The following is a 20,361-nucleotide window of genomic DNA, read 5'->3' on the forward strand; positions in this document are numbered from 1 at the left end:
GAGAAGTGTGTGAGGAGATTACCAGGGATCCTGCTACTGACTGGCGCAACCATCGTGGTGATTGTTGCGCTGATGGTCAGTGGGCTGCGTCTGGTGATGCCGCATCTGAACAGCTGGCGAGAACCGCTGCTGGAAAAAATTTCGTCCGTGGCCGGCATGCCGGTGGAAGCCAGTGCGCTGAACGGCACCTGGGAAAACTTCGGCCCGGTGCTGGAAATCCGCGATCTGCACGTCAGCCTGAAAGAAGGTGATGACTTAAAAGCCCAACGTATCACGCTGGCGCTGGATATCTGGCAGTCAATGCTGCACCTGCGCTGGCAGTTCCGCAATCTGACCTTCTACCAACTGAATCTGGCCACCAGTCAGCCGTTAACCTCAGGCAACGGTGAGAAACTGCAGCTGGAGCCGGGTAAGTTCAGCGATCTGTTCCTTCGTCAGTTCGATCATTTCGATCTTCGCGACAGTCATATCAGCTTTGTCACCCTTTCCGGTCAGCGTGCGCGACTGGATGTTCCGCAGCTCACCTGGCTAAACGAGAAAAACCGTCACCGTGCGGAAGGCGTGGTCAGCCTGTCCAGTTTTAACGGTCAGCATGGTGAAATTCAGGTGCGGCTGGATCTGAGCGACAGTAACGGCTATCTGGATACCGGCCGGGTGTGGATGCAGGCGGATGATGTTGACGTGAAACCCTGGTTAGGCCAGTGGATGCGCGACAATACCAGCCTGGACAGTGCACGATTCAGTCTGGCGGCATGGATGAGCCTGAAAGAGGGTGAAATCTATGATGGCGATATTCAGCTGAAAAAAGGCGGCGCGAGCTGGAAGGGCGACCAACAGCAGCATCATCTGACCGTCGATAACGTTACCGCGCACATTGCCCGCTTCAATAGCGGCTGGAGCATTGAGGTCCCTCAGACCAATCTGGTGACCGACGGCCACCCGTGGCCGAAAGGCCAGCTGTCGGGTATGTGGCAGCCTGAGAATGGTGTATTGCCTGGCCCGGATCACAACGAAGAAGTCCGCGTGCGCGCCACGCAGCTGGATCTGGAACGGCTGGATCCGCTGATACCTCTGTTTGCCAAACTGACCCCAACACTGCTGCAAAACTGGCGTGCGTTGCAACCTAAAGGCCGCATTGAAGCGCTGGCGGTGGATATTCCTGTCCAACAACCGGAACAGAGCCGTTTCCAGGCCAAATGGCGCGATCTCAGCTGGCAACACTGGGAACTGCTGCCCGGTATGGCGCATTTCAGTGGATCGGTGAGCGGTGCGGTGGCGAACGGGCAGGTCGATTTCAACGTCAACAACGCCACCTTACCTTACGGTTCGATGTTCCGGGCACCGCTTGAAATAGAACATGCCATAGGGGCGTTGAGCTGGCAGTACGCCAACGACCACTTCACCCTTGCAGGCCATCAGTTAGATGTGAAGGCGCGTTCCCTGTGGGCGAAAGGCGACTTCACCTACGCCCAGCCGAAGGACAAAGCGCCCCGACTGGATATTCTGGCCGGCATCAATGTGACCGATGCCGGCGATGCCTGGCGTTACTTCCCTGAACCGCTGATGGGCAAATCGCTGGTGGACTACCTCAGCGGCGCCATTAAGGGCGGGCAGGTGCAGAATGCCTCACTGATTTTCGCCGGCAACCCCCAACTGTTCCCGTTCAAGCATAATGACGGGCAGTTTGAAGTCTGGGTGCCGCTGAAACAATCAACCTTCCAGTTCCAGCCAGGCTGGCCGGATCTGCAAAATCTGGATATCAACCTCGACTTCGTGAATGACGGCCTGTTTATGAAAGCCGAACACACCAAACTGGGGCAGGTTGATGGCAGAAATATCTCGGCGGTAATCCCGGATTATCTGAAAGAGAAGCTGATCATTGATGCTGACATCAACGGTGCCGGCAAAGCGATTGGCGATTACTTTAATCAGACGCCATTGAAACCGTCACTGGGTGCCGCGCTTGATGAGCTGCAGATTGGCGGCGATGTGAGTGGTCGCTTACATTTGGATATTCCGCTCGATGGCGAGCTGGTCCGGGCCACCGGCGATGTGAATCTGAAGGACAACACGCTGTACATCAAGCCGCTTGATAGCACCATCAAGCAGCTGACTGGCCACTTTACCTACGATAATGGCGATCTGAAGAGTGACCCGATGACGGCCAACTGGTTCGGGCAGCCGATGGACGTCAGCTTCAACACCCTTGAGGGCGACAAGAACTACCAGATTGGCGTTGATCTTAAAGGGGATTGGCAGCCAGGCAAGATGGATGTGGTTCCTGCGCAGATCCGTGACAAGCTCACCGGCGATGCCAGCTGGAAGAGCAACGTGCTGATCAATCTGCCGCACGCTGGCAGCGCAAATTATCAGGTTGTGCTGGACGGTGACCTGAAAAATGTGAGTAGTCACTTACCTCCACCGCTGGATAAAGAGCGGAATGTGGCGATGCCGGTTAAAGTCAGCGCCAAGGGTGACCTCAAAAGTTTCAACCTCAGCGGTTCTGTCGGCAGCAACCGCCACTTCAATAGCCAGTGGCTCTTTGGCAAGCAGTTGAAGATCGATCGTGGAATCTGGGAGAACAACAGCAAAGGTCTGCCTCCCCTCCCCGAGGCGGACGGCATGGTCCTGAATCTGCCTCCGCTGGATGGCGAAGCCTGGCTGGCGCTGTTCAACAGCCAAAGCACAGGCAAAACGGCAGGTGGATCGTCTTCGCAGCAGGCCACTAAAAGCCGGGCGTTTATTCCGGGGAATATCACCCTACGCACGCCAGCGCTGACGCTGGGTGGCCAGCTGTGGCACGATCTTGAAGCCACGCTGAGTGAGACCGTATCGGGAGACACGCAGATTCAGGCTAAGGGCAAAGAGATTAACGGCACGTTGAAGATGAACCAACGCTCACCCTGGGCTGCTCATCTCAACTACCTTTATTACAATCCGGAATGGGCCTCCGCCGAAGGCGGTTCTCCTCTGCCGGGCGACAGCAGCAAGATTGATTTCAGCAGCTGGCCAGCGCTGGCACTGACCTGCGATGAATGCTGGATACGCGGGCAGAAATTTGGCCGGATGGCGGCAGATGTCAGCCATTCCAGCGACACGCTGACCCTGAAAAATGGCCTGATTGATACCGGTAGCTCGCGGCTGAAAGTCGAGGGCGAGTGGGTTAATCGTCCTGGCGCCCAGCGTACGGCTTTAAAAGGCGTGCTCAGTGGTAAAAAAATCAATGATGCCACCAACTGGTTTGGGGTGAATACGCCACTGCGGAATTCGCCGTTCAATATCGATTACGATCTTCACTGGCAGTCCGCTCCGTGGCAGCCGTCAGAAGCAACCTTAAGCGGCGTGCTGAAGTCGCATTTCGGTGCCGGTGAAATTGCCGATGTGAATACCGGCAGAGCCGGACAGCTCCTGCGGCTGGTCAGCTTCGATGCGCTGCTGCGCAAAATGCGGCTGGATTTCAGCGATACCTTCAGTCAGGGCTTCTATTACGACTCGATCAGCGGAACGGCCTGGATTGAAAAGGGCGTGATGCACACCGACAATTTGCTGGTGGACGGGTTGGAAGCTGACATTGCGATGAAGGGCAAAATGGACCTGGTGAAACGCCAGATCGATATGGAAGCGGTTGTGGCACCAGAGATCTCCGCGACCGTCGGTGTGGCTGCAGCGTTTGCGGTCAATCCGATTGTCGGTGCGGCGGTGTTTGCCGCCAGCAAAGTGCTCGGTCCGCTGTGGAACAAAATTTCGGTGCTTCGCTACCATATTTCCGGCTCGATCGATAAGCCGCAGATTGACGAAGTGCTGCGTAAGCCCGTTGAAAAGAGCGCGAAGTGAATTTGACGTGACCTGCGAATTGCCTCAGGCTATAGATATGCGATGCCAGCGGTTACTGGCTCATCCAAACAGAGCGAGAATTCATGAGTCTGAATCTGGTAAGTGAGCAGTTACTAACTGCTAACAACATTAATCAACAGGATCTCTTTTCCCTTCTCGGTCAGCTGTCTGAACGTAAACTGGATTATGCCGACCTCTATTTCCAGTCCAGCTTTCACGAGTCCTGGGTGCTGGAAGACCGCATCATTAAAGACGGTTCATGGAATATCGATCAGGGTGTCGGCGTCCGTGCCGTCAGCGGCGAAAAGACCGGTTTTGCCTATGCAGACCAGATTACGCTGAATGCCCTGACGCAGAGCGCTACCGCTGCGCGCAGCATTGTCCGTGAGCAGGGGAACGGAAAATCCCATACGCTTGGCGCGGTGATGCATCGTTCGTTGTACCCAACGGTGGATCCGCTGCAGAGCCTGACCCGTGAAGAAAAAATTGCGTTATTGCACCGCGTCGATAGCGCCGCCCGTGCTGCGGACAAACGTGTTCAGGAAGTCAGCGCCAGTCTGAGCGGCGTGTATGAAATGATTCTGGTGGCCGCCACTGACGGCACGCTGGCCACCGATATTCGCCCGCTGGTTCGCCTTTCTGTCAGCGTGCAGGTAGAGGAGAACGGCAAGCGTGAGCGTGGTTCAAGCGGCGGCGGCGGGCGCTTCGGCTATGAATTCTTCCTGGCTGATGAGTCTGGCGAAATGCGTGCTGAAGCCTGGGCGCGTGAAGCGGTGCGAATGGCGCTGGTTAATCTGAATGCGGTTGCTGCCCCGGCAGGCACCATTCCGGTGGTACTGGGTGCCGGCTGGCCGGGCGTGCTGTTGCATGAAGCGGTCGGTCATGGTCTGGAAGGCGACTTTAACCGCCGTGGAACCTCGGTCTTTAGTGGCCAGATGGGGCAGCTGGTGGCTTCTGAGCTCTGTACCGTGGTCGACGATGGCACCATCGAAGGTCTGCGTGGATCGCTGGCTGTCGATGATGAAGGCGTACCGGGTCAGTACAACGTACTGATTGAAAACGGCATTCTGAAAGGTTACATGCAGGATAAGCTCAATGCGCGCCTGATGGGGGTTAACCCAACGGGCAACGGCCGCCGTGAGTCCTATGCTCATCTGCCAATGCCGCGTATGACCAATACCTATATGCTGGCCGGTAAATCCACGCCGCAGGACATCATCGAAAGCGTGGAGTACGGCCTGTATGCACCGAACTTCGGCGGCGGTCAGGTTGATATCACCTCAGGTAAGTTTGTGTTCTCTACCTCAGAAGCGTATCTGATTGAGAACGGCAAGGTCACCAAACCGGTAAAAGGCGCGACCTTGATTGGCTCGGGCATCGAAGCGATGCAGCAAATCTCGATGGTCGGAAACGACCTGGCGCTGGATAAAGGCGTGGGCGTTTGCGGTAAAGAAGGCCAGAGCCTGCCGGTTGGTGTGGGTCAGCCCACGCTGAAGCTTGATAAGCTGACGGTTGGCGGCACCGCGTAATCCGTTTAAACGCATAGCTGAAAAGCGACACCCAAAGGGACGAGAAATCGTCCCTTTGGCTTTTCTGGCCTCTACTCCTGCCGCGATTCCTGATAAACGTCCGCCACCTTATCGAAATACTCGGTGAGATAGTTAATACACACCTGCACCTTCAACGGCAGCTTGTCCTTCTGGGTATAAACCGCATAAACCGGCCGTGGTGCGGATTGATAATGGGCAAACAGGATCTCCACCTGTCCGGCGTTAATCTCATCGATCACCCACATTAACGGCACATGGGCGATGCCGGTTCCTGAAACCAGCCAGCGGATCAGGGTTTGTGAGTCATTGGTGGCAAAACGCCCCTGAAGAGAAAGGCGGATAGAGACGCCTTCAGGCGACGTCAGCTCGAAATCGTTATCCGGGCGGACGCTGTACTCCAGCCAAGAAAAGTTACCTAAATCTGACGGTTTCTCCGGTGTGCCATGTTGGGTCAGATAGCTTTTTGCGGCGCAAACCACCATCGGCATTGACCCCAACCGCCGTGAAAACAGACTCGAGTCCTGCAGCGCGCCGACGCGGATCACTAAATCCAGCCCGTCAGCGATAAGATCGGGAGCTGGGCTGCCGGTGACCAGATTTACGGTCAGGCCGGGATATTCCCGCAGCATCTCCGCCGTCATGTTGGCCAGCACGTTTTGCGCCATGGTGGATGAACTGCCAATGCGCAAGGTTCCCACTGGGGTATTGTTAAACGCGTACAGCTGTTCATGAACCTGCTGCGCTTCAGACATCATTCGTCGACAGCCCTGGAAGTAGATCTTCCCGGCTTCGGTCAGTCCCAGGCTGCGGGTACTGCGATTCACCAATTTGACCTGGAGTTCATCTTCCAGTTTGGCTACAGTCTGGCTGACGGCCGAGACGCTCATTTGCATCCGGTTAGCCGCCGCGGTAAAGGATCCCAGTTCTACCACCCGTGCAAACACGGACATGCCCTTAAGTCTTTCCATTGTTAACCCTGGCTTAAAAGTGATTTAGATCACATTAGGTAGAAAACACATAGTCAGGCGCGTTATTATAGCGGCGCCGGGTTACCTTTCCGTAACTCTACTCACCACAATGCTGGCTCCTGAATACGCTATTATTCATTGAGCGCCGGTTATGATTATCTGACAGCTTGTCTGTTACTCTATCATCATCAACCTGTAAAGCAGCAGCCCCCCTCAACCGGGAGGTGGCTTGAGTCTGCCAGAAGGCGTGTGCCCGGTAAGGTACTGACAAGGATAAAAGATGAGTATGCTTCCGGTTATTGTGATATTTGGGCTCTCTTTTCCGCCCATTTTCTTCGAAATTATTGTGTCATTGATGCTGTTCTGGCTGGTGCGTCGTTTGCTGACACCAACCGGGATCTATGACCTGGTCTGGCATCCTGCACTGTTTAATACAGCACTCTACTGCTGCCTGTTCTACCTGGTTTCCCGATTGTTTGTCTGAGGTCATAGTGAAAGCGCTAACTACAAAAATTGCCCGATACGCCATAACCCTGATTCTAGTCGTCATCGCCGTTATCCTGATTTTCCGCGCATGGGTGTTCTACACAGAATCCCCGTGGACACGTGATGCTAAATTTACTGCGGATGTCGTGGCGATTGCCCCGGACGTGAGCGGCCTGATAACGGATGTTAAGGTACGCGATAACCAGCTGGTGAAGAAAGACCAGGTGCTGTTCGTGGTCGATCAGCCGCGCTATCAACAGGCGCTGGATGAAGCTGAAGCCGATGTGGCTTACTACCAGGCGCTGGTGAACGAGAAACGTCGTGAAGCGGCCCGCCGCAATCAGTTGGGTGTCACTGCCATGTCCCGTGAGGCCATCGAGCAATCCAATAACGATTACCAGACCTCCGAGCACCAGCTGGCGAAATCCATCGCGACGCGCGATACCGCAAAACTGGATCTGACGCGTACCGTGGTGAAAGCGCCGGCCGATGGTTGGGTGACTAACCTGAACGTTTACCGCGGTGAATTCATTACCCGTGGCTCAACCGCCGTGGCGTTGGTGCAGCAGCATACTTTCTATGTGCTGGCCTATATGGAAGAAACCAAGCTGGAAGGCGTCCGTCCGGGTTACCGTGTCGAGATTACGCCGCTGGGCAGCAACCGCGTATTGCATGGTACGGTGGACAGCGTTGCGGCGGGTGTGACTAACAGCAGCAGCACCATCGACAGTAAAGGGATGGCGACCATTGACTCCAACCTGGAGTGGGTGCGTCTGGCGCAGCGTGTGCCGGTGCGTATTCACCTGGACGAGCAGCAGGGCAATCTTTATCCATCCGGCACCACGGCGACGGTAGTGGTAACCGGCGCAGCCGATCGCAAGCCGGAACAGATGTCACCGATGTCGAAGTTGATGCATCGCCTGCGTGAGTTCGGCTAAGCAGGAGAGCATTATGCAGTGGCACCGTTTGCGGTTCCCGATCAAGCTGACTTTTGCCATTGTGCTGTCTTTGCTAATCGGTTTTCACTTCAATCTTGAGACGCCTCGCTGGGCGGTAATGACCGCCTGCATCGTGGCAGGCGGAACGGCGTTTGCTGCCGGTGGCGATCCGTTCTCCGGCGCGCTTCGCCACCGCGGCATGTTGCGTATCATCGGCACCTTCCTGGGGTGTATTGCGGCACTGACCATCATGATCGCCACCATCAGGGCACCGGCGTTAATGATGCTGCTTTGCTGCATGTGGGCCGGACTCTGCGTCTGGCTCTCTTCCCTGATCAAAATTGAAAACTCCTATGCGCTGGGTCTGGCGGGTTACACCGCGCTGATCATTGTGGTCAGTGTGGATGCGAACGGTTCAGTACTGCTGGCTCCGCAGTTTGCGGTGGAACGCTGTAGCGAAATCATCATCGGGATTGTCTGCGCCATCCTCGCCGATATGCTGTTTTCGCCGCGCTCGGTGAAGCAGGACATTGACCGGGAAATTGATGCCCTGCTGGTGGATCAGTACAAGCTGATGCAGCTTTGTGTCGCACACGGCGACAAGGAAGAAGTCGACAGGCTGTGGACCAACCTGGTTCGCCGCACCACGGCGCTGAACGGCATGCGGGGCAACCTGATGATGGAGTCCAGCCGCTGGCAGAAAATCGATGAGCGCATGCGTGCGCTGAATACCCTTTCGCTGGCGCTGATTACCCAGGCCGCCGAAACCTATCTGATTCAGGACAGCCGAAAAGAGTATGTCCCGCCGCAGTTCCATATCTTCTTTGATAAATCGGTAGAAAACATCGGTGACATCCACAAGCGGATGAAGATTATGCGCCGGGTTATCACCACCAGTGGCAGCAAAAACACGCCGGTTACGTTGCAGAACTGGGTAGTCGCCGCCACGCGCTACCTGTTGTTGTTAAAAGGCATCCATACCAATAGCAGCATCAGCCGTATCGAACGGGAAGTGCTGAAGGATGAGCCGGTGGTGAAGATGCGTTCGGCCGAATCCCGCCATGCGATGATCAACGGTATCAGGACGTTTGTGGCCACCGCAGTAGGCTCTCTTTTCTGGCTGTGGACCGGCTGGGCTTCCGGAAGCGGCGCGATGGTCATGCTGGCGGTGATCACCGCACTGGCGATGCGTATGCCGAATCCCCTGATGATGGCGAAGGATTTCCTCTACGGCATGATCGTGGCGATCCCGCTCGGATCGCTCTATTACATGGTGATCATGCCGTCAACGCAGCAAAGTATGCTGCTGTTGTGCATCTCGCTGGGTGTGATGGCATTTATCGGTGGAATACTGATCCAGCGGCGGCAGATTGGTACTTTGGGTGGTCTGGTCGGCACCATCAACATTATTACCCTGGATAACCCGATGACCTTTAACGTCACCGCGTTTCTGGATAACGCGTTGGGGCAGGCTATCGGCTGCTTCCTCGCGCTGCTGGTGATCCTGTTGATCCGGGACACGTCGAAAGCCCGCACCGGCCGCATCCTGCTGAATCGCTTTATGTATGCCGCGGTGGCCGCCATGAGCACCAATCAGGCTCGCCGTCGTGAGAATCATCTGCCGGCGCTGTATCACCAGCTCTTTATGTTGCTGAACATTTTCCCTGGTGATATCGATAAATTCCGCATTGCCCTGACGTTGATCATTGGGCACCAGCGTTTGCGGGATGCAGATATCCCGGTTAATGAGGATTTATCGGCTTACCATAAACAGCTGCGGCATACCGCCGATCAGGTCATTGCCGCAAGAACCGATGCAAAACGTCATCGTTATTTCGAGCAGCTGCTGGCCGAGCTGGACACTTATCAGGGCAAGCTGGTGCATTATGACGCGCCGCTGAACGTAACCGAGCCGGTCAAAAGGCTGGCGAATACGCTGAAAAAGTACCAGAACACCCTCATCCAAATCTGACTTTACGCTGATACCGTTCGGTATCAGCGCTTTCCCATTCACGTTTCTCTCCGACGGGTTCATACAGGGATAAAGTGTGCCATCTATACTTATTCCATCAGGATGGCAAACCCCTCAGGAGAACACGATGAGCACCTCATTACTTCAGGATCACGAACTGTTCCAGACCGGCTATTTTTGTGATGGCAAGTGGCTGCGTACCGCTGCCACCTTCGATGTACTGAATCCGGCAACGGGTGAAGTGGTAGCCCAGGTCGCCAAAGCCGGTAAAAGCGAAACAGAGCAGGCGATCGCGGCTGCAGAGAAGGCTTTCCCCGCCTGGCGTGCTAAAACAGCCAAAGAGCGCAGCGAAATCCTTAACCGCTGGTATCAGCTGATGATCGACAACAAAGCCTGGCTCGGCAAGTTAATGACCGCCGAACAGGGCAAACCGCTGAAGGAAGCTGAAGGCGAAGTGGAGTATGCCGCCAGCTTCATTCAATGGTTTGCTGAACAGGCCAAGCGCGCTAACGGCGAGATCATTCCTCCTGCCAAAGCCGGCTCGCGGATCCTGGCCACGCGGGAACCGATTGGGGTGGTGGCCGCGATCACACCGTGGAATTTCCCCATGGCAATGTTGACCCGCAAACTTGGTCCTGCACTGGCCGCAGGCTGTACCGGCATTATCAAACCCGCCAACAACACCCCACTTTCAGCCTTTGCGCTGCTGGCACTGGCGAAGAAAGCCGGTGTACCCGATGGAGTTCTCAATGCTGTCGCGGGCGACACCCATGCAATCAGCGATGCCATTATGGCCAGCAAGGCGGTTCGGAAGATCTCGTTTACCGGCTCGACCGCCGTCGGCAAGCTGTTGATGCGAAATGCCGCAGAGACGATGAAAAAGGTCTCGATGGAACTGGGCGGTAACGCACCCTATATCGTGTTTGACGATGCCGATATTGATGCCGCGGTGAAAGGCGCCATCGCCAATAAATTCCGTAACGCGGGCCAGGTTTGCGTCAGCGTGAACCGCTTCTATATCCACAACCGCGTTTATGACCGCTTCGTCAGCCAGCTGGCTGATGAGGTGAAAAAACTGAAGGTCGGTAATGGCATGGAAGAAGGGGTGATCGTCGGGCCGCTGATAGAGGCTTCTGCGCTGGAGAAAGTGGAAGAACACGTCAAGGATGCGGTCGCCCACGGAGGCAAGATTGTTACTGGCGGTGCCCGCCATGTTCTGGGTGGCAATTTCTGGCAGCCCACGGTGATAGCCGAAGCCAACGAGAAGATGAAGCTGGCAAAAGAAGAGACCTTTGGCCCCGTGGCTGCCTGCTTCCGTTTTGATGAGGAAGACGAGGTTATTCGTCGGGCAAATGATACCGAGTTCGGGCTGGCTGCGTATTTTTATACGCAAAACCTTCAGCGTGTGTTCCGCGTGTCGGCGGCACTGGAGAGTGGCATGGTCGGCATTAACGAGTGTGCCGTCTCGACGGAGCTGGCACCTTTCGGCGGCGTAAAAGAATCTGGCCTAGGACGTGAAGGTTCGGTGCTGGGACTGGAAGAGTTTTTAGAAGTGAAAGCCCTGCATATTGGGGGACTGTAACTCACCGGGCGGCAGTATGCCGCCCAACCGTGGGCCTCGTGGAGCGGCTAGCATGAGAACAGAGATTTTTGATTTTGATGAAATTGTCGATCAGGCACACTTCTACCGCCAGTTCAGCGAACGGTTTGCGCTGGCCGATCTGAATGTGAAGGATTTGGACAGCTTATGGGACGCGGTGACGCTGTTGCCATTACCCCTGGAAATTGAATTTGTACATTTGGGGAGCGGACAGAAGCGGCGTTATGGCGCGTTAATCCTGCTGTTTGATGAAGCAGAAGAGGAGCTGGAAGGGCAGCTCCGATTTAACGTTCGCTAGTCAGCAGAAACAAAAAGGGCCCCGACAAGCGGGGCCAAAGGGTTCGTCATACTGACGAGGAATGTCTTACAGTAGCAGTGACAAGCCAGCGAGAGGGATTCGCGCGTTCGACAACACGCAGGTGCTGGCACCTTCTAATTTTTTGTACTTATCAGAATTTATTTATACAGCTCTGCGGTGGCGTGGTAGTTGCCATCGTTACGCGCTTCGATCACACGATAAGAGCTGGCACCTTGCTGATCCGCTTTCTGAGAAAGCTCATGACGGATATCGGTTGGCGCGCCATCAACACCACTGACACTAATGGTGCCCATTGACTGCAGGTTCTGCTCGCTTGCCTGCTGATCAGTTATCAGGTGAGCGGCGCTGGCGCCGAAAGAAAGAACTGAGGCCAGGCCGAGTACTGCGATTGCTAATTTGGTTTTCATGATAGATGCTCCAGATAGGGTTGAGCGGTAACCGAAAGGGCTAAAAAGCGTTTATTATTCTTGGGGTTATCGTTTTTATTTAGTCGTTAATACCGTATTGCCGGGTAATCTTTGCTTATTTGTACAGCTCTGCAGTCGCGTGGTAGTTACCGTTGTTGTACGCCTCGATAACTCGGTAAGCACTTGCGCCCTGAGCGTCAGCTTTCGCATTCAGCTGCTGGCGGATGTCCATCGGTGAACCGGCAACGCCGCTTACGGAGATGGTGCCAACTGATTGCAGATTTTGCGCCTGATCCGCATTAACAGATTCAGCTGCAAAAGCACCAAATGAGAGAGCAGAAAGAACGGTTACAGCCGCAACAGTAGTTTTAATGTTCATGATTATTTCCTCGTAGTATGTTTTTATCTTTTTGTTTAGTGTGATTGTCATCACGAAAACAAGTATAGATCTAATAACGTAAAAAATTAATAGCGTGCTAATAATGTTTTGTTGGGATACTTTAACCGAAAACTGCATTTTAATAACCAGACGTTATAAAAAACGCTTATAAGTTGCCCTATCCATGTTAAATACATGTAAAAACATAGGGATATGTGACTTTAGCCATTCGTGCGCTTATTTGTGGTGGATCACACCATGAGACGAGAGTATCTGGTTTTTCTGCCTGACATGTCGCCCGCGAGGCAGTGCATCATGCTGAATAGTGAGGCGTGGAAGGGCAGAAAAGCTAAAGCCGGCAGGCGCCGGCTCTAAGAAAAGATGATGATACGGGGTGGTTAGCCTTAGGTTAAAAATCAGGCGTTAATTGCTGCTGCTTATAACTCTTGCTCGAAGAGGATCAGGATCGCTTCGAACAGCTGCTTTACCGTAAAGGCGCGGGCAGGGGTAATAAAGATGGTGTCATCGCCGGCAATGGTGCCAAGGATCCCTTCAGCTTTGCCGAGGGAATCCAGCAGGCGAGCGATAAGCTGCGCGGCACCCGGACTGGTATGGATTACCACCAACGCATCGTTGTAGTCGATATCCAGCACGAGGTTTTTAAGCGGGCTGGTGGTGGTCGGCACGCCCAGTTCCGCAGGCAGGCAATAGACCATTTCCATCTTGGCGTTGCGTGTGCGCACGGCACCAAACTTGGTCAACATGCGGGAGACTTTAGACTGATTGATATTGTCGAAGCCATCTTCCTGTAAAGCGGCGACGATCTCGCCCTGCGAGCTGAACTTCTCTTCCTTCAATAAAGCCTTAAAGGCTTTAATCAGGTCTTCCTGTTTTGATGGGTTACGCATAGGCTTCCGCTTAAGAGTCAGAAATAAAGGGGATTCCCTGATGGGACTGGCGGTGATTATGCAATTAAATGAATGGTTATGCAATAAGGCAGGGTGTTTTATGCGGGGGAGCGGTGAAGGGGTGACAGTATGCCAAACTTTTGATGGAAAAAAAATGCCCGCTCAGACAAGGATGTAGCGCAAAAAGTAAACGATTTGTTATTAAATTGATGTTGTTCTGCTTAGCGCTAAGGGTGTAATGTAAGGCCGAATCGTGCTGTTTGTCGCTGGCTACGAGCGGCCTTGCACCCTATGCGGTTAATCATTTGCTTCAGCGGTTTTGGGCGTGAGCGCTCAGATCGACATGAAAGCAATCGCAAAGCGCTGAAGGCTGGACTATGTTCATAACCAGATGGATTCACAGCACTTTACGCTCACTATAATAAGGAGTTCAGGATGAAAGTTGCAGTTCTCGGCGCAGCTGGCGGTATTGGCCAGGCTCTCGCACTTCTGCTAAAAACCCAGCTTCCGGCGGGTTCCGACCTCTCTCTGTACGACATCGCTCCCGTTACGCCTGGCGTAGCTGTTGATTTGAGCCATATCCCTACCGCAGTCAATATCAAAGGTTTCTGTGGCGAAGACGCAACGCCGGCGCTGAAAGGCGCTGACGTGGTCCTGATCTCCGCTGGCGTGGCGCGTAAGCCAGGCATGGATCGCTCCGATCTGTTCAATGTTAACGCCGGTATTGTTCGTAATCTGATTGAACAGGTTGCCAGCACTTGCCCTAAGGCGTTGATAGGTATCATCACTAACCCGGTTAACACCACGGTCGCGATTGCTGCGGAAGTGCTGAAAAAAGCCGGCGTTTACGATAAAAACAAACTTTTTGGCGTTACCACGCTGGATATCATCCGTTCCAACACCTTCGTCGCTGAGCTGAAGGGCAAAAATCCTGCCGAGCTGAACATCCCGGTAGTGGGTGGACACTCAGGCGTGACTATCTTGCCTCTGCTCTCCCAGATCCCAGGCGTCAGCTTCTCTGAACAGGAAGTGGCCGATCTGACGAAACGTATCCAGAACGCGGGTACCGAAGTGGTTGAGGCGAAAGCAGGTGGCGGATCCGCGACGCTGTCGATGGGCCAGGCTGCGGCCAAATTCGGTCTGTCGCTGGTACGCGCTCTGAACGGTGAAAGCAACGTTGTGGAATGTGCTTACGTTGAGGGAGATGGCGCACATGCTCGCTTCTTCTCACAACCGCTGCTGCTGGGTAAAAACGGCATCGTTGAGCGCAAGCCAATCGGCACGCTGAGCGCTTTTGAGCAGAAGTCGTTGGACGGCATGTTGGATACGCTGAAGAAAGACATTACCTTGGGCGAAGAATTCGTTAAATAAGCCTGCTACAGGGCCAGCGCTGTCTGGCCCTGCATTCCATCACTTCCCGCTTAATTCCCCGGATATTCCAGCACGGTAATCGGCAGCGTCATTTTTTGATCGTTGCGAATGATATCCACGTCAATGACGGTTCCCGGTCGAATCTCCGCAACCTGATCCATTGTTTCCACCGCCGAAATAGCCGGTTTATGGTTCACGTTGGTGATCACATCATTGATTTGCAGACCCGCTTTGGCTGCCGGGCCTCCCTGAGAAACATTGGTCACCACAATGCCCTGAATATGATCCAGGCTGCTGTTTTGTCCGTGCATTTGCGGTACTTCACGGCCACTGATGCCGATGAACCCACGGATTACGCGACCATCGCGAATAAGCTTATCCATGATTTTCGCAGCCAGTGCCGTAGGGATGGCAAAGCCAATGCCTTCCGGCGTTTCACCGTCGTTACTCTTATCAAACGACAGCGTATTGATTCCCATCAGTTCACCGAGAGAGTTAATCAAGGCGCCGCCCGAGTTCCCTTTGTTGATGGAAGCATCTGTCTGTAAGAAGTTCTGGTAGCGGGAAGGGCTCAGACCAACGCGGCCAGTGGCGCTGATAATCCCCTGGGTCACCGTCTGCCCAATATTGTACGGGTTGCCGATAGCCATCACTAAATCGCCGATATGGGCAATGCGCGCGGGATTGATTGGGATAACGGGCAGGCTGGACGCGGTGATCTTCAACACCGCTAGGTCGGTCAGGCTGTCCGAACCTACTAACATTGCCTCAAAGATGCGGCCATCTTGCAGCGCAACGATAATCTGCTCGGCATCGTTGATCACGTGTTTATTAGTAAGGATATAGCCACGCCCATCCATGATCACGCCAGATCCCAGCGTGCGGATTTCGAGGTTGTCAGCAGAGGCATTGGCACTGCGATTGTAGACATTCACTACCGCCGGGGCAGCCCGACGCACGGCAGAGTTGTAGCTGACAGGCGTTTCATTAGCGCTGTCATCTTTGTGCGAGAAAAAGTCACTGCCGATCCGCAATGCTGGCATGCCGGCCAGCAGCAAACCCGCAACTACAAGGCCAAGAAGCACTGAACGCAATAGTTTAGGAAACATGGCTTTAAATGGTGAGTGAATGAACGTTTGGCAGGATAGCATGAGTTAAGCGGACACGCAGGTGTCCGCTTCATGATTTAACGTAAAAGCAGATAGATACTCGCATCGCCACGGATCACGTTCAGCGCCAGCAGCGGTGGCTTGGCTTCCAGCAGCTTGCGCAGCTCGGCCAGATTAGCCACCTTGGTGCGGTTGAGGCCAATAATCACATCGCCTTTTTTCAGGCCATATTGCTCAGCGGGTGAGGCTTTGGTCACGTCATCCACTACCACGCCTTTGGTTCCGTCTTTCGCGGCGCCATCGATGAAGGTAGCACCTTGCAGAGCCGGAGTGGTCTGATCGGCCGTGGTCGAGGTTTGCGTACTGGCATCCAGTTTAACGGTAACGTTAACCGGCTTACCTTCCCGGATCAGGCCGACCTTGACGTCTTTACCCGGTGCGGTAGTACCAATTTTCACCCGCAGTGCAGCGAAGCTGTCGATCGGCTTGTCATCCAGACTGGTGATGATATCCCCGGCCTTGATGCCCGCTTTCGCCGCCGCAGAGCCTGGCAGCACTTCATTGACGAACGCGCCGCGCTGGGCATCCACATTGAAGGCTTTGGCCATATCCGCCGTCATCTCAGTGCCTTTAATACCCAACTGACCGCGGTTCACTTTGCCGAAATCAATCAGCTGCTGAGCCAGGTTCATCGCCATATTGCTTGGGATGGCAAAGCCAATGCCGATATTGCCCCCGGCGGAGGAGAGAATGGCGGTATTCAGGCCAATCAGTTCGCCATTCAGGTTCACTAGCGCGCCACCGGAGTTACCGCGGTTGATGGCGGCATCCGTCTGAATAAAGTTTTCCAGACCTTCAAGATTCAAGCCGCTGCGCCCCAGCGCAGAGACAATCCCTGAAGTGGCGGTCTGGCCAAGGCCAAATGGATTGCCAATGGCGACGGCAAAATCACCGACTTTAAGCTGATCGGAATCCGCCACTTTAATCTGCGTCAGGCCTTTTGCGCCGCTGATCTGGATCAGCGCGATGTCGGTTTGTTCATCGTGACCAATCAGTTTGGCATCAAATTCACGGCCATCACTCAGCTGGACACTGATTTTACTGGCGCCATTGACCACATGATTGTTGGTGAGCACATAGCCCTTATCGGCGTTGATCACCACGCCTGAAGCCAGACCTTCGAATGGCTGCGGCTGGGAATCACCGTCCTGGCCCTGACCAAAGAATTTTTTCAGCGGCTCAGGGATCTCCTGAGACTGCGCAGCCGTCTGGGTGCCTTCCACATGGACGCTAACGACCGCAGGAAGCACTTTTTCCAGCATTGGCGCCAGGCTTGGCAGCGGTTGCCCCTCAATTTGCGCGGGGAGCGTAGCCATCGCCTGGGGAGCAATGGTCAGATTCATGCCAATACTCAATGCCAATGCACTTAACAGTAAGGATTTGTTCTTCATCGCTAAGACGCTCTCGCTACAAAAGGTGGGGGGGAACTCAGGTATTAACCTAAAACTCAGAGTGCAGATGTTGCTACGGCAAAAGAAAAAAAGGGCGCTGAGCGCCCTTCAATCATTCTGCTTATTTCTGTGCTGCACGGTCACCGCGAAGCAGGCCTGAAGCGCTGTCCGGGTAGTCACGTGGCATCTGAACCGGGACCTGATCGTTATCCGCTTCTGATTCAGTCAGCTGATAAGCAAACGGGTTTTTCTCACCCGGCAGGTTTGGCAGCAGGTCATTAGACCCTTTCGCCATATGCTGATACAGCTGGCGGTAATCGCGCGCCATGTTGTCCAGCAATTCAGCACTCTGTGCAAAGTGGCTGGTCAGCTCTTCACGATAGTCGGCCAGCTCTGCTTTCGTTTTTTCCAGTTCGTACTGCTGGCTCCGCTGCTCGCGAAGCTTTTTGTTGCCAAAACGCATGGCCGCCGCGCCGATGATTAATCCAACTACCAAGCCAATAAGCGCGTATTCCCAGGTCATAATAACTCCCGTGTTGTCTTCGTTGTTCCGTAAGGGCTACTGGCCAACGCCAGTTCACTACCTGCCACTATAACCGCTAATCTGATGGAAGTGGAATCCTGAGGCTGCATCGCTTAGTGTATAGCGGCCTTTTTTTCGACAATCAACCACCTGACGCACCGAATTTTTCAGGGAATGTGAATAAATTATGCAAACGATGTCTCCTCTGGCGCGATACCAGCAGGCGCTGGAAAAAGGCGAATTCCAGCCTGATGCAGTACAACTCGACGCCATGACGCGCCTTGACGGAATTTATCAGGCGCTGACTCGCGTTCAGCCGGTTTCTGCCCAGCCTGCGAAAGGACTTTTTGGCAAGTTGAACAAGCTGATGGGCAAAGGAAAAACCGAGGCGCCGGCGGCGGCCCGGGGCTTATATATGTGGGGCGGTGTCGGCCGTGGGAAAACCTGGCTGATGGATATGTTTTTTCAGGCAATTCCTGGAGAGCGTAAGCAGCGTCTGCACTTTCACCGCTTTATGTTACGCGTCCATCAGGAGCTGACTGAGCTTCAGGGACAAAGCGATCCGCTGCAAATTGTCGCCGATCGTTTCAAAAGCGAAACCGACCTGCTGTGCTTCGACGAATTCTTTGTGTCAGACATTACCGACGCGATGCTGTTGGGCACGCTGATGGAAGCGCTGTTCGCCAGAGGGATTACGCTGGTTGCGACCTCAAACATTCCGCCTGACGATCTCTATCGCAATGGCCTGCAGCGCGCGCGTTTTCTGCCTGCCATTGAAATGATTAAGCAGCATTGCGAAATCATGAACGTGGATGCCGGCATTGATTACCGCTTGCGCACGCTGACCTCAGCCCATCTGTGGATGACGCCCTTAAATGACGACACCAGCAAAGAGATGGAGCGGATGTTCGTGGCGCTGGCTGGTGTCGCGCGCAGCGACAAACCGGTGCTGGAGATTAATCACCGTTCTTTGCCGACCCAGGGCATGGCGGAAGGCGTGGTGGCGATGGACTTCAAAACGCTGTGCGGTGAAGGGCGCAGTCAACATGACTACATCGAGCTGTCGCGCCGTTTTCATAGCGTATTGCTGTATAACGTGCCGGTGATGATCTACAAAACGGAGGACCAGGCGCGACGTTTTCTGGCATTGGTGGATGAGTTCTACGAGCGGCATGTTAAGCTAGTGGTCTCCGCCGAAGCCTCGCTGTTTGAGATATACCAAGGCGCGCGGCTGAAGTTCGAATACCAACGCTGCGTCTCCCGCTTGCAGGAGATGCAAAGCGAAGAGTACCTCCGGCTGGCGCATTTGCCCTGAAGCAAGCCAGGGCGGGGCACCGGGGTGCAATTATTGTAAGAAAAGGGTCGCGCTTTGTGGTCGACTTCTCTATAATCTTGCGACCCCACGTTACAACAAAGGTTTTTTTCCCAAAACTCTTTGTGTTCCAGTAACTCTATCCGAAGGGGTGGGCTTGCTGGTCAAGATGGTCGTGTGAGCCTCAACCGTTTATTCAAGCGTTTGGGATTTCACCAACGTGTAACTTAATTTGGGTAAGCTTTTAAATGAAAACTTTTACAGCTAAGCCAGAATCGGTCCAACGTGACTGGTTTGTTGTTGACGCAACTGGCAAAACTTTAGGTCGTTTAGCGACCGAACTGGCTCGTCGCCTGCGCGGTAAGCATAAAGCGGAATATACTCCGCACGTTGATACCGGTGATTATATTATCGTTCTTAACGCTGAGAAAGTTGCCGTAACCGGTAACAAGCGTACCGATAAGATTTATTACCATCACACCGGCTTTGTCGGTGGTATCAAGCAAGCGACCTTCGAAGAGATGATTGCTCGCCGTCCTGAGCGTGTGATTGAAATCGCGGTTAAGGGCATGCTGCCAAAGGGCCCGCTGGGTCGTGCTATGTACCGTAAACTGAAAGTTTACGCGGGCAACGAGCACAACCATGCGGCACAGCAACCGCAAGTTCTTGACATTTAATCGGGATTACAGGCAATGGCTGAGAATCAAAACTACGGCACTGGTCGCCGCAAAAGCTCTTCCGCACGCGTCTTTATCAAGCCGGGTAGCGGTAACATCGTTATTAACCAGCGTTCTTTAGAACAGTACTTCGGTCGCGAAACTGCCCGCATGGTAGTTCGTCAGCCGCTGGAACTGTTGGACATGGTTGGTAAATTCGATTTGTACATCACTGTTAAAGGTGGTGGTATCTCTGGTCAGGCTGGTGCGATCCGTCACGGTATCACACGCGCTCTGATGGAGTTTGACGAATCACTGCGTGGCGAACTGCGTAAAGCAGGCTTCGTGACTCGTGATGCTCGTCAGGTAGAACGTAAGAAAGTCGGCCTGCGTAAAGCACGTCGTCGTCCTCAGTTCTCCAAGCGTTAATTTATTCTGCCTCGGCAGAGTCGATTATCGAAAAACCCGGTGCTTGCACCGGGTTTTTTCTTTTCCGCCATCGGCATAATGATGGAAATCGCGACGGGGTTTACCCTTTTCCCGTCAAATCCGCGTTCCCGCCCCCACAAGCTGTCTAA

Annotated in this window: 18 protein-coding genes; 11 read left to right on the top strand and 7 right to left on the bottom strand. The window is 54.0% G+C overall.

The genetic code is table 11. The features are described 5' to 3' along the window. Positions 1–9 precede the first annotated feature (9 nt). Positions 10–3,834 (top strand): AsmA2 domain-containing protein YhdP, encoded by a 3,825-nt coding sequence (gene yhdP, locus AC0IXH_RS20430; protein WP_471720904.1) that lies wholly within the window; start codon positions 10–12, stop codon positions 3,832–3,834. A gap of 83 nt (positions 3,835–3,917) precedes the next feature. After that, on the top strand, positions 3,918–5,363 hold the full coding sequence (gene tldD, locus AC0IXH_RS20435; RefSeq protein ID WP_013204081.1) for a metalloprotease TldD: 1,446 nt from the start codon (positions 3,918–3,920) through the stop codon (positions 5,361–5,363). Between the two features lie 71 nt (positions 5,364–5,434). On the opposite strand, the gene aaeR is transcribed toward tldD, so the two are convergent. Beyond that, positions 5,435–6,352, bottom strand: a complete 918-nt coding sequence (aaeR, locus tag AC0IXH_RS20440) for an HTH-type transcriptional activator AaeR (protein ID WP_471720905.1) — start codon at positions 6,350–6,352, stop codon at positions 5,435–5,437. Positions 6,353–6,632: 280 nt separating this feature from the next. Between aaeR and aaeX the strand changes: the two genes are divergently transcribed. From aaeX to AC0IXH_RS20465, 5 genes are all read left to right on the top strand, one after another. Next, the gene (gene aaeX / locus AC0IXH_RS20445; protein ID WP_013204079.1) at positions 6,633–6,836 is read left to right on the top strand and encodes a p-hydroxybenzoic acid efflux pump operon protein AaeX; all 204 of its coding nucleotides are present in this window, start codon (positions 6,633–6,635) and stop codon (positions 6,834–6,836) included. A 7-nt stretch (positions 6,837–6,843) separates the two neighbouring features. Next, positions 6,844–7,776 carry a p-hydroxybenzoic acid efflux pump subunit AaeA gene (aaeA, locus tag AC0IXH_RS20450; RefSeq protein ID WP_134822869.1) on the top strand — a complete coding sequence of 311 codons (933 nt, stop codon included), beginning with the start codon at positions 6,844–6,846 and terminating at the stop codon, positions 7,774–7,776. Between the two features lie 13 nt (positions 7,777–7,789). Further along, a complete protein-coding gene (aaeB, locus tag AC0IXH_RS20455) occupies positions 7,790–9,748 on the top strand; it encodes a p-hydroxybenzoic acid efflux pump subunit AaeB (RefSeq protein WP_013204077.1) in 1,959 nt (652 codons plus the stop codon). Positions 9,749–9,875: 127 nt separating this feature from the next. Further along, positions 9,876–11,330: an NAD-dependent succinate-semialdehyde dehydrogenase gene (locus AC0IXH_RS20460; RefSeq protein WP_471720906.1), complete on the top strand. Its 1,455-nt coding sequence runs from the start codon at positions 9,876–9,878 to the stop codon at positions 11,328–11,330. 52 nt (positions 11,331–11,382) lie between these two features. Beyond that, complete coding sequence (locus AC0IXH_RS20465; protein ID WP_013204075.1) at positions 11,383–11,646, top strand: barstar family protein; 264 nt, start codon at positions 11,383–11,385, stop codon at positions 11,644–11,646. Positions 11,647–11,804: 158 nt separating this feature from the next. On the opposite strand, the gene yhcN (AC0IXH_RS20470) is transcribed toward AC0IXH_RS20465, so the two are convergent. From yhcN (AC0IXH_RS20470) to argR, 3 genes are all read right to left on the bottom strand, one after another. After that, positions 11,805–12,074 carry a peroxide/acid stress response protein YhcN gene (gene yhcN, locus AC0IXH_RS20470; RefSeq protein ID WP_013204074.1) on the bottom strand — a complete coding sequence of 90 codons (270 nt, stop codon included), beginning with the start codon at positions 12,072–12,074 and terminating at the stop codon, positions 11,805–11,807. Between the two features lie 115 nt (positions 12,075–12,189). Then, positions 12,190–12,453 carry a peroxide/acid stress response protein YhcN gene (gene yhcN, locus AC0IXH_RS20475; RefSeq protein WP_013204073.1) on the bottom strand — a complete coding sequence of 88 codons (264 nt, stop codon included), beginning with the start codon at positions 12,451–12,453 and terminating at the stop codon, positions 12,190–12,192. Positions 12,454–12,890: 437 nt separating this feature from the next. Continuing rightward, on the bottom strand, positions 12,891–13,361 hold the full coding sequence (argR, locus tag AC0IXH_RS20480; RefSeq protein ID WP_013204072.1) for a transcriptional regulator ArgR: 471 nt from the start codon (positions 13,359–13,361) through the stop codon (positions 12,891–12,893). Between the two features lie 435 nt (positions 13,362–13,796). Between argR and mdh the strand changes: the two genes are divergently transcribed. After that, on the top strand, positions 13,797–14,732 hold the full coding sequence (gene mdh, locus AC0IXH_RS20485) for a malate dehydrogenase (RefSeq protein WP_013204071.1): 936 nt from the start codon (positions 13,797–13,799) through the stop codon (positions 14,730–14,732). A 50-nt stretch (positions 14,733–14,782) separates the two neighbouring features. Here the strand turns inward: mdh and degS are convergent, their stop codons facing one another. The 3 genes from degS to zapG form a co-directional block, all read right to left on the bottom strand. Continuing rightward, positions 14,783–15,841 (bottom strand): outer membrane-stress sensor serine endopeptidase DegS, encoded by a 1,059-nt coding sequence (degS, locus tag AC0IXH_RS20490; RefSeq protein ID WP_013204070.1) that lies wholly within the window; start codon positions 15,839–15,841, stop codon positions 14,783–14,785. Between the two features lie 77 nt (positions 15,842–15,918). Further along, positions 15,919–17,292 carry a serine endoprotease DegQ gene (gene degQ / locus AC0IXH_RS20495; protein ID WP_471720907.1) on the bottom strand — a complete coding sequence of 458 codons (1,374 nt, stop codon included), beginning with the start codon at positions 17,290–17,292 and terminating at the stop codon, positions 15,919–15,921. 121 nt (positions 17,293–17,413) lie between these two features. Beyond that, positions 17,414–17,815: a Z-ring associated protein ZapG gene (zapG, locus tag AC0IXH_RS20500; protein ID WP_013204068.1), complete on the bottom strand. Its 402-nt coding sequence runs from the start codon at positions 17,813–17,815 to the stop codon at positions 17,414–17,416. A gap of 187 nt (positions 17,816–18,002) precedes the next feature. Between zapG and zapE the strand changes: the two genes are divergently transcribed. From zapE to rpsI, 3 genes are all read left to right on the top strand, one after another. After that, positions 18,003–19,130: a cell division protein ZapE gene (gene zapE / locus AC0IXH_RS20505; protein WP_013204067.1), complete on the top strand. Its 1,128-nt coding sequence runs from the start codon at positions 18,003–18,005 to the stop codon at positions 19,128–19,130. A gap of 245 nt (positions 19,131–19,375) precedes the next feature. Further along, positions 19,376–19,804 carry a 50S ribosomal protein L13 gene (rplM, locus tag AC0IXH_RS20510; protein WP_013204066.1) on the top strand — a complete coding sequence of 143 codons (429 nt, stop codon included), beginning with the start codon at positions 19,376–19,378 and terminating at the stop codon, positions 19,802–19,804. A gap of 15 nt (positions 19,805–19,819) precedes the next feature. Further along, positions 19,820–20,212 carry a 30S ribosomal protein S9 gene (gene rpsI, locus AC0IXH_RS20515; protein WP_013204065.1) on the top strand — a complete coding sequence of 131 codons (393 nt, stop codon included), beginning with the start codon at positions 19,820–19,822 and terminating at the stop codon, positions 20,210–20,212. Positions 20,213–20,361 lie beyond the last annotated feature (149 nt).

Source organism: Erwinia sp. AC075, from assembly GCF_979253995.1.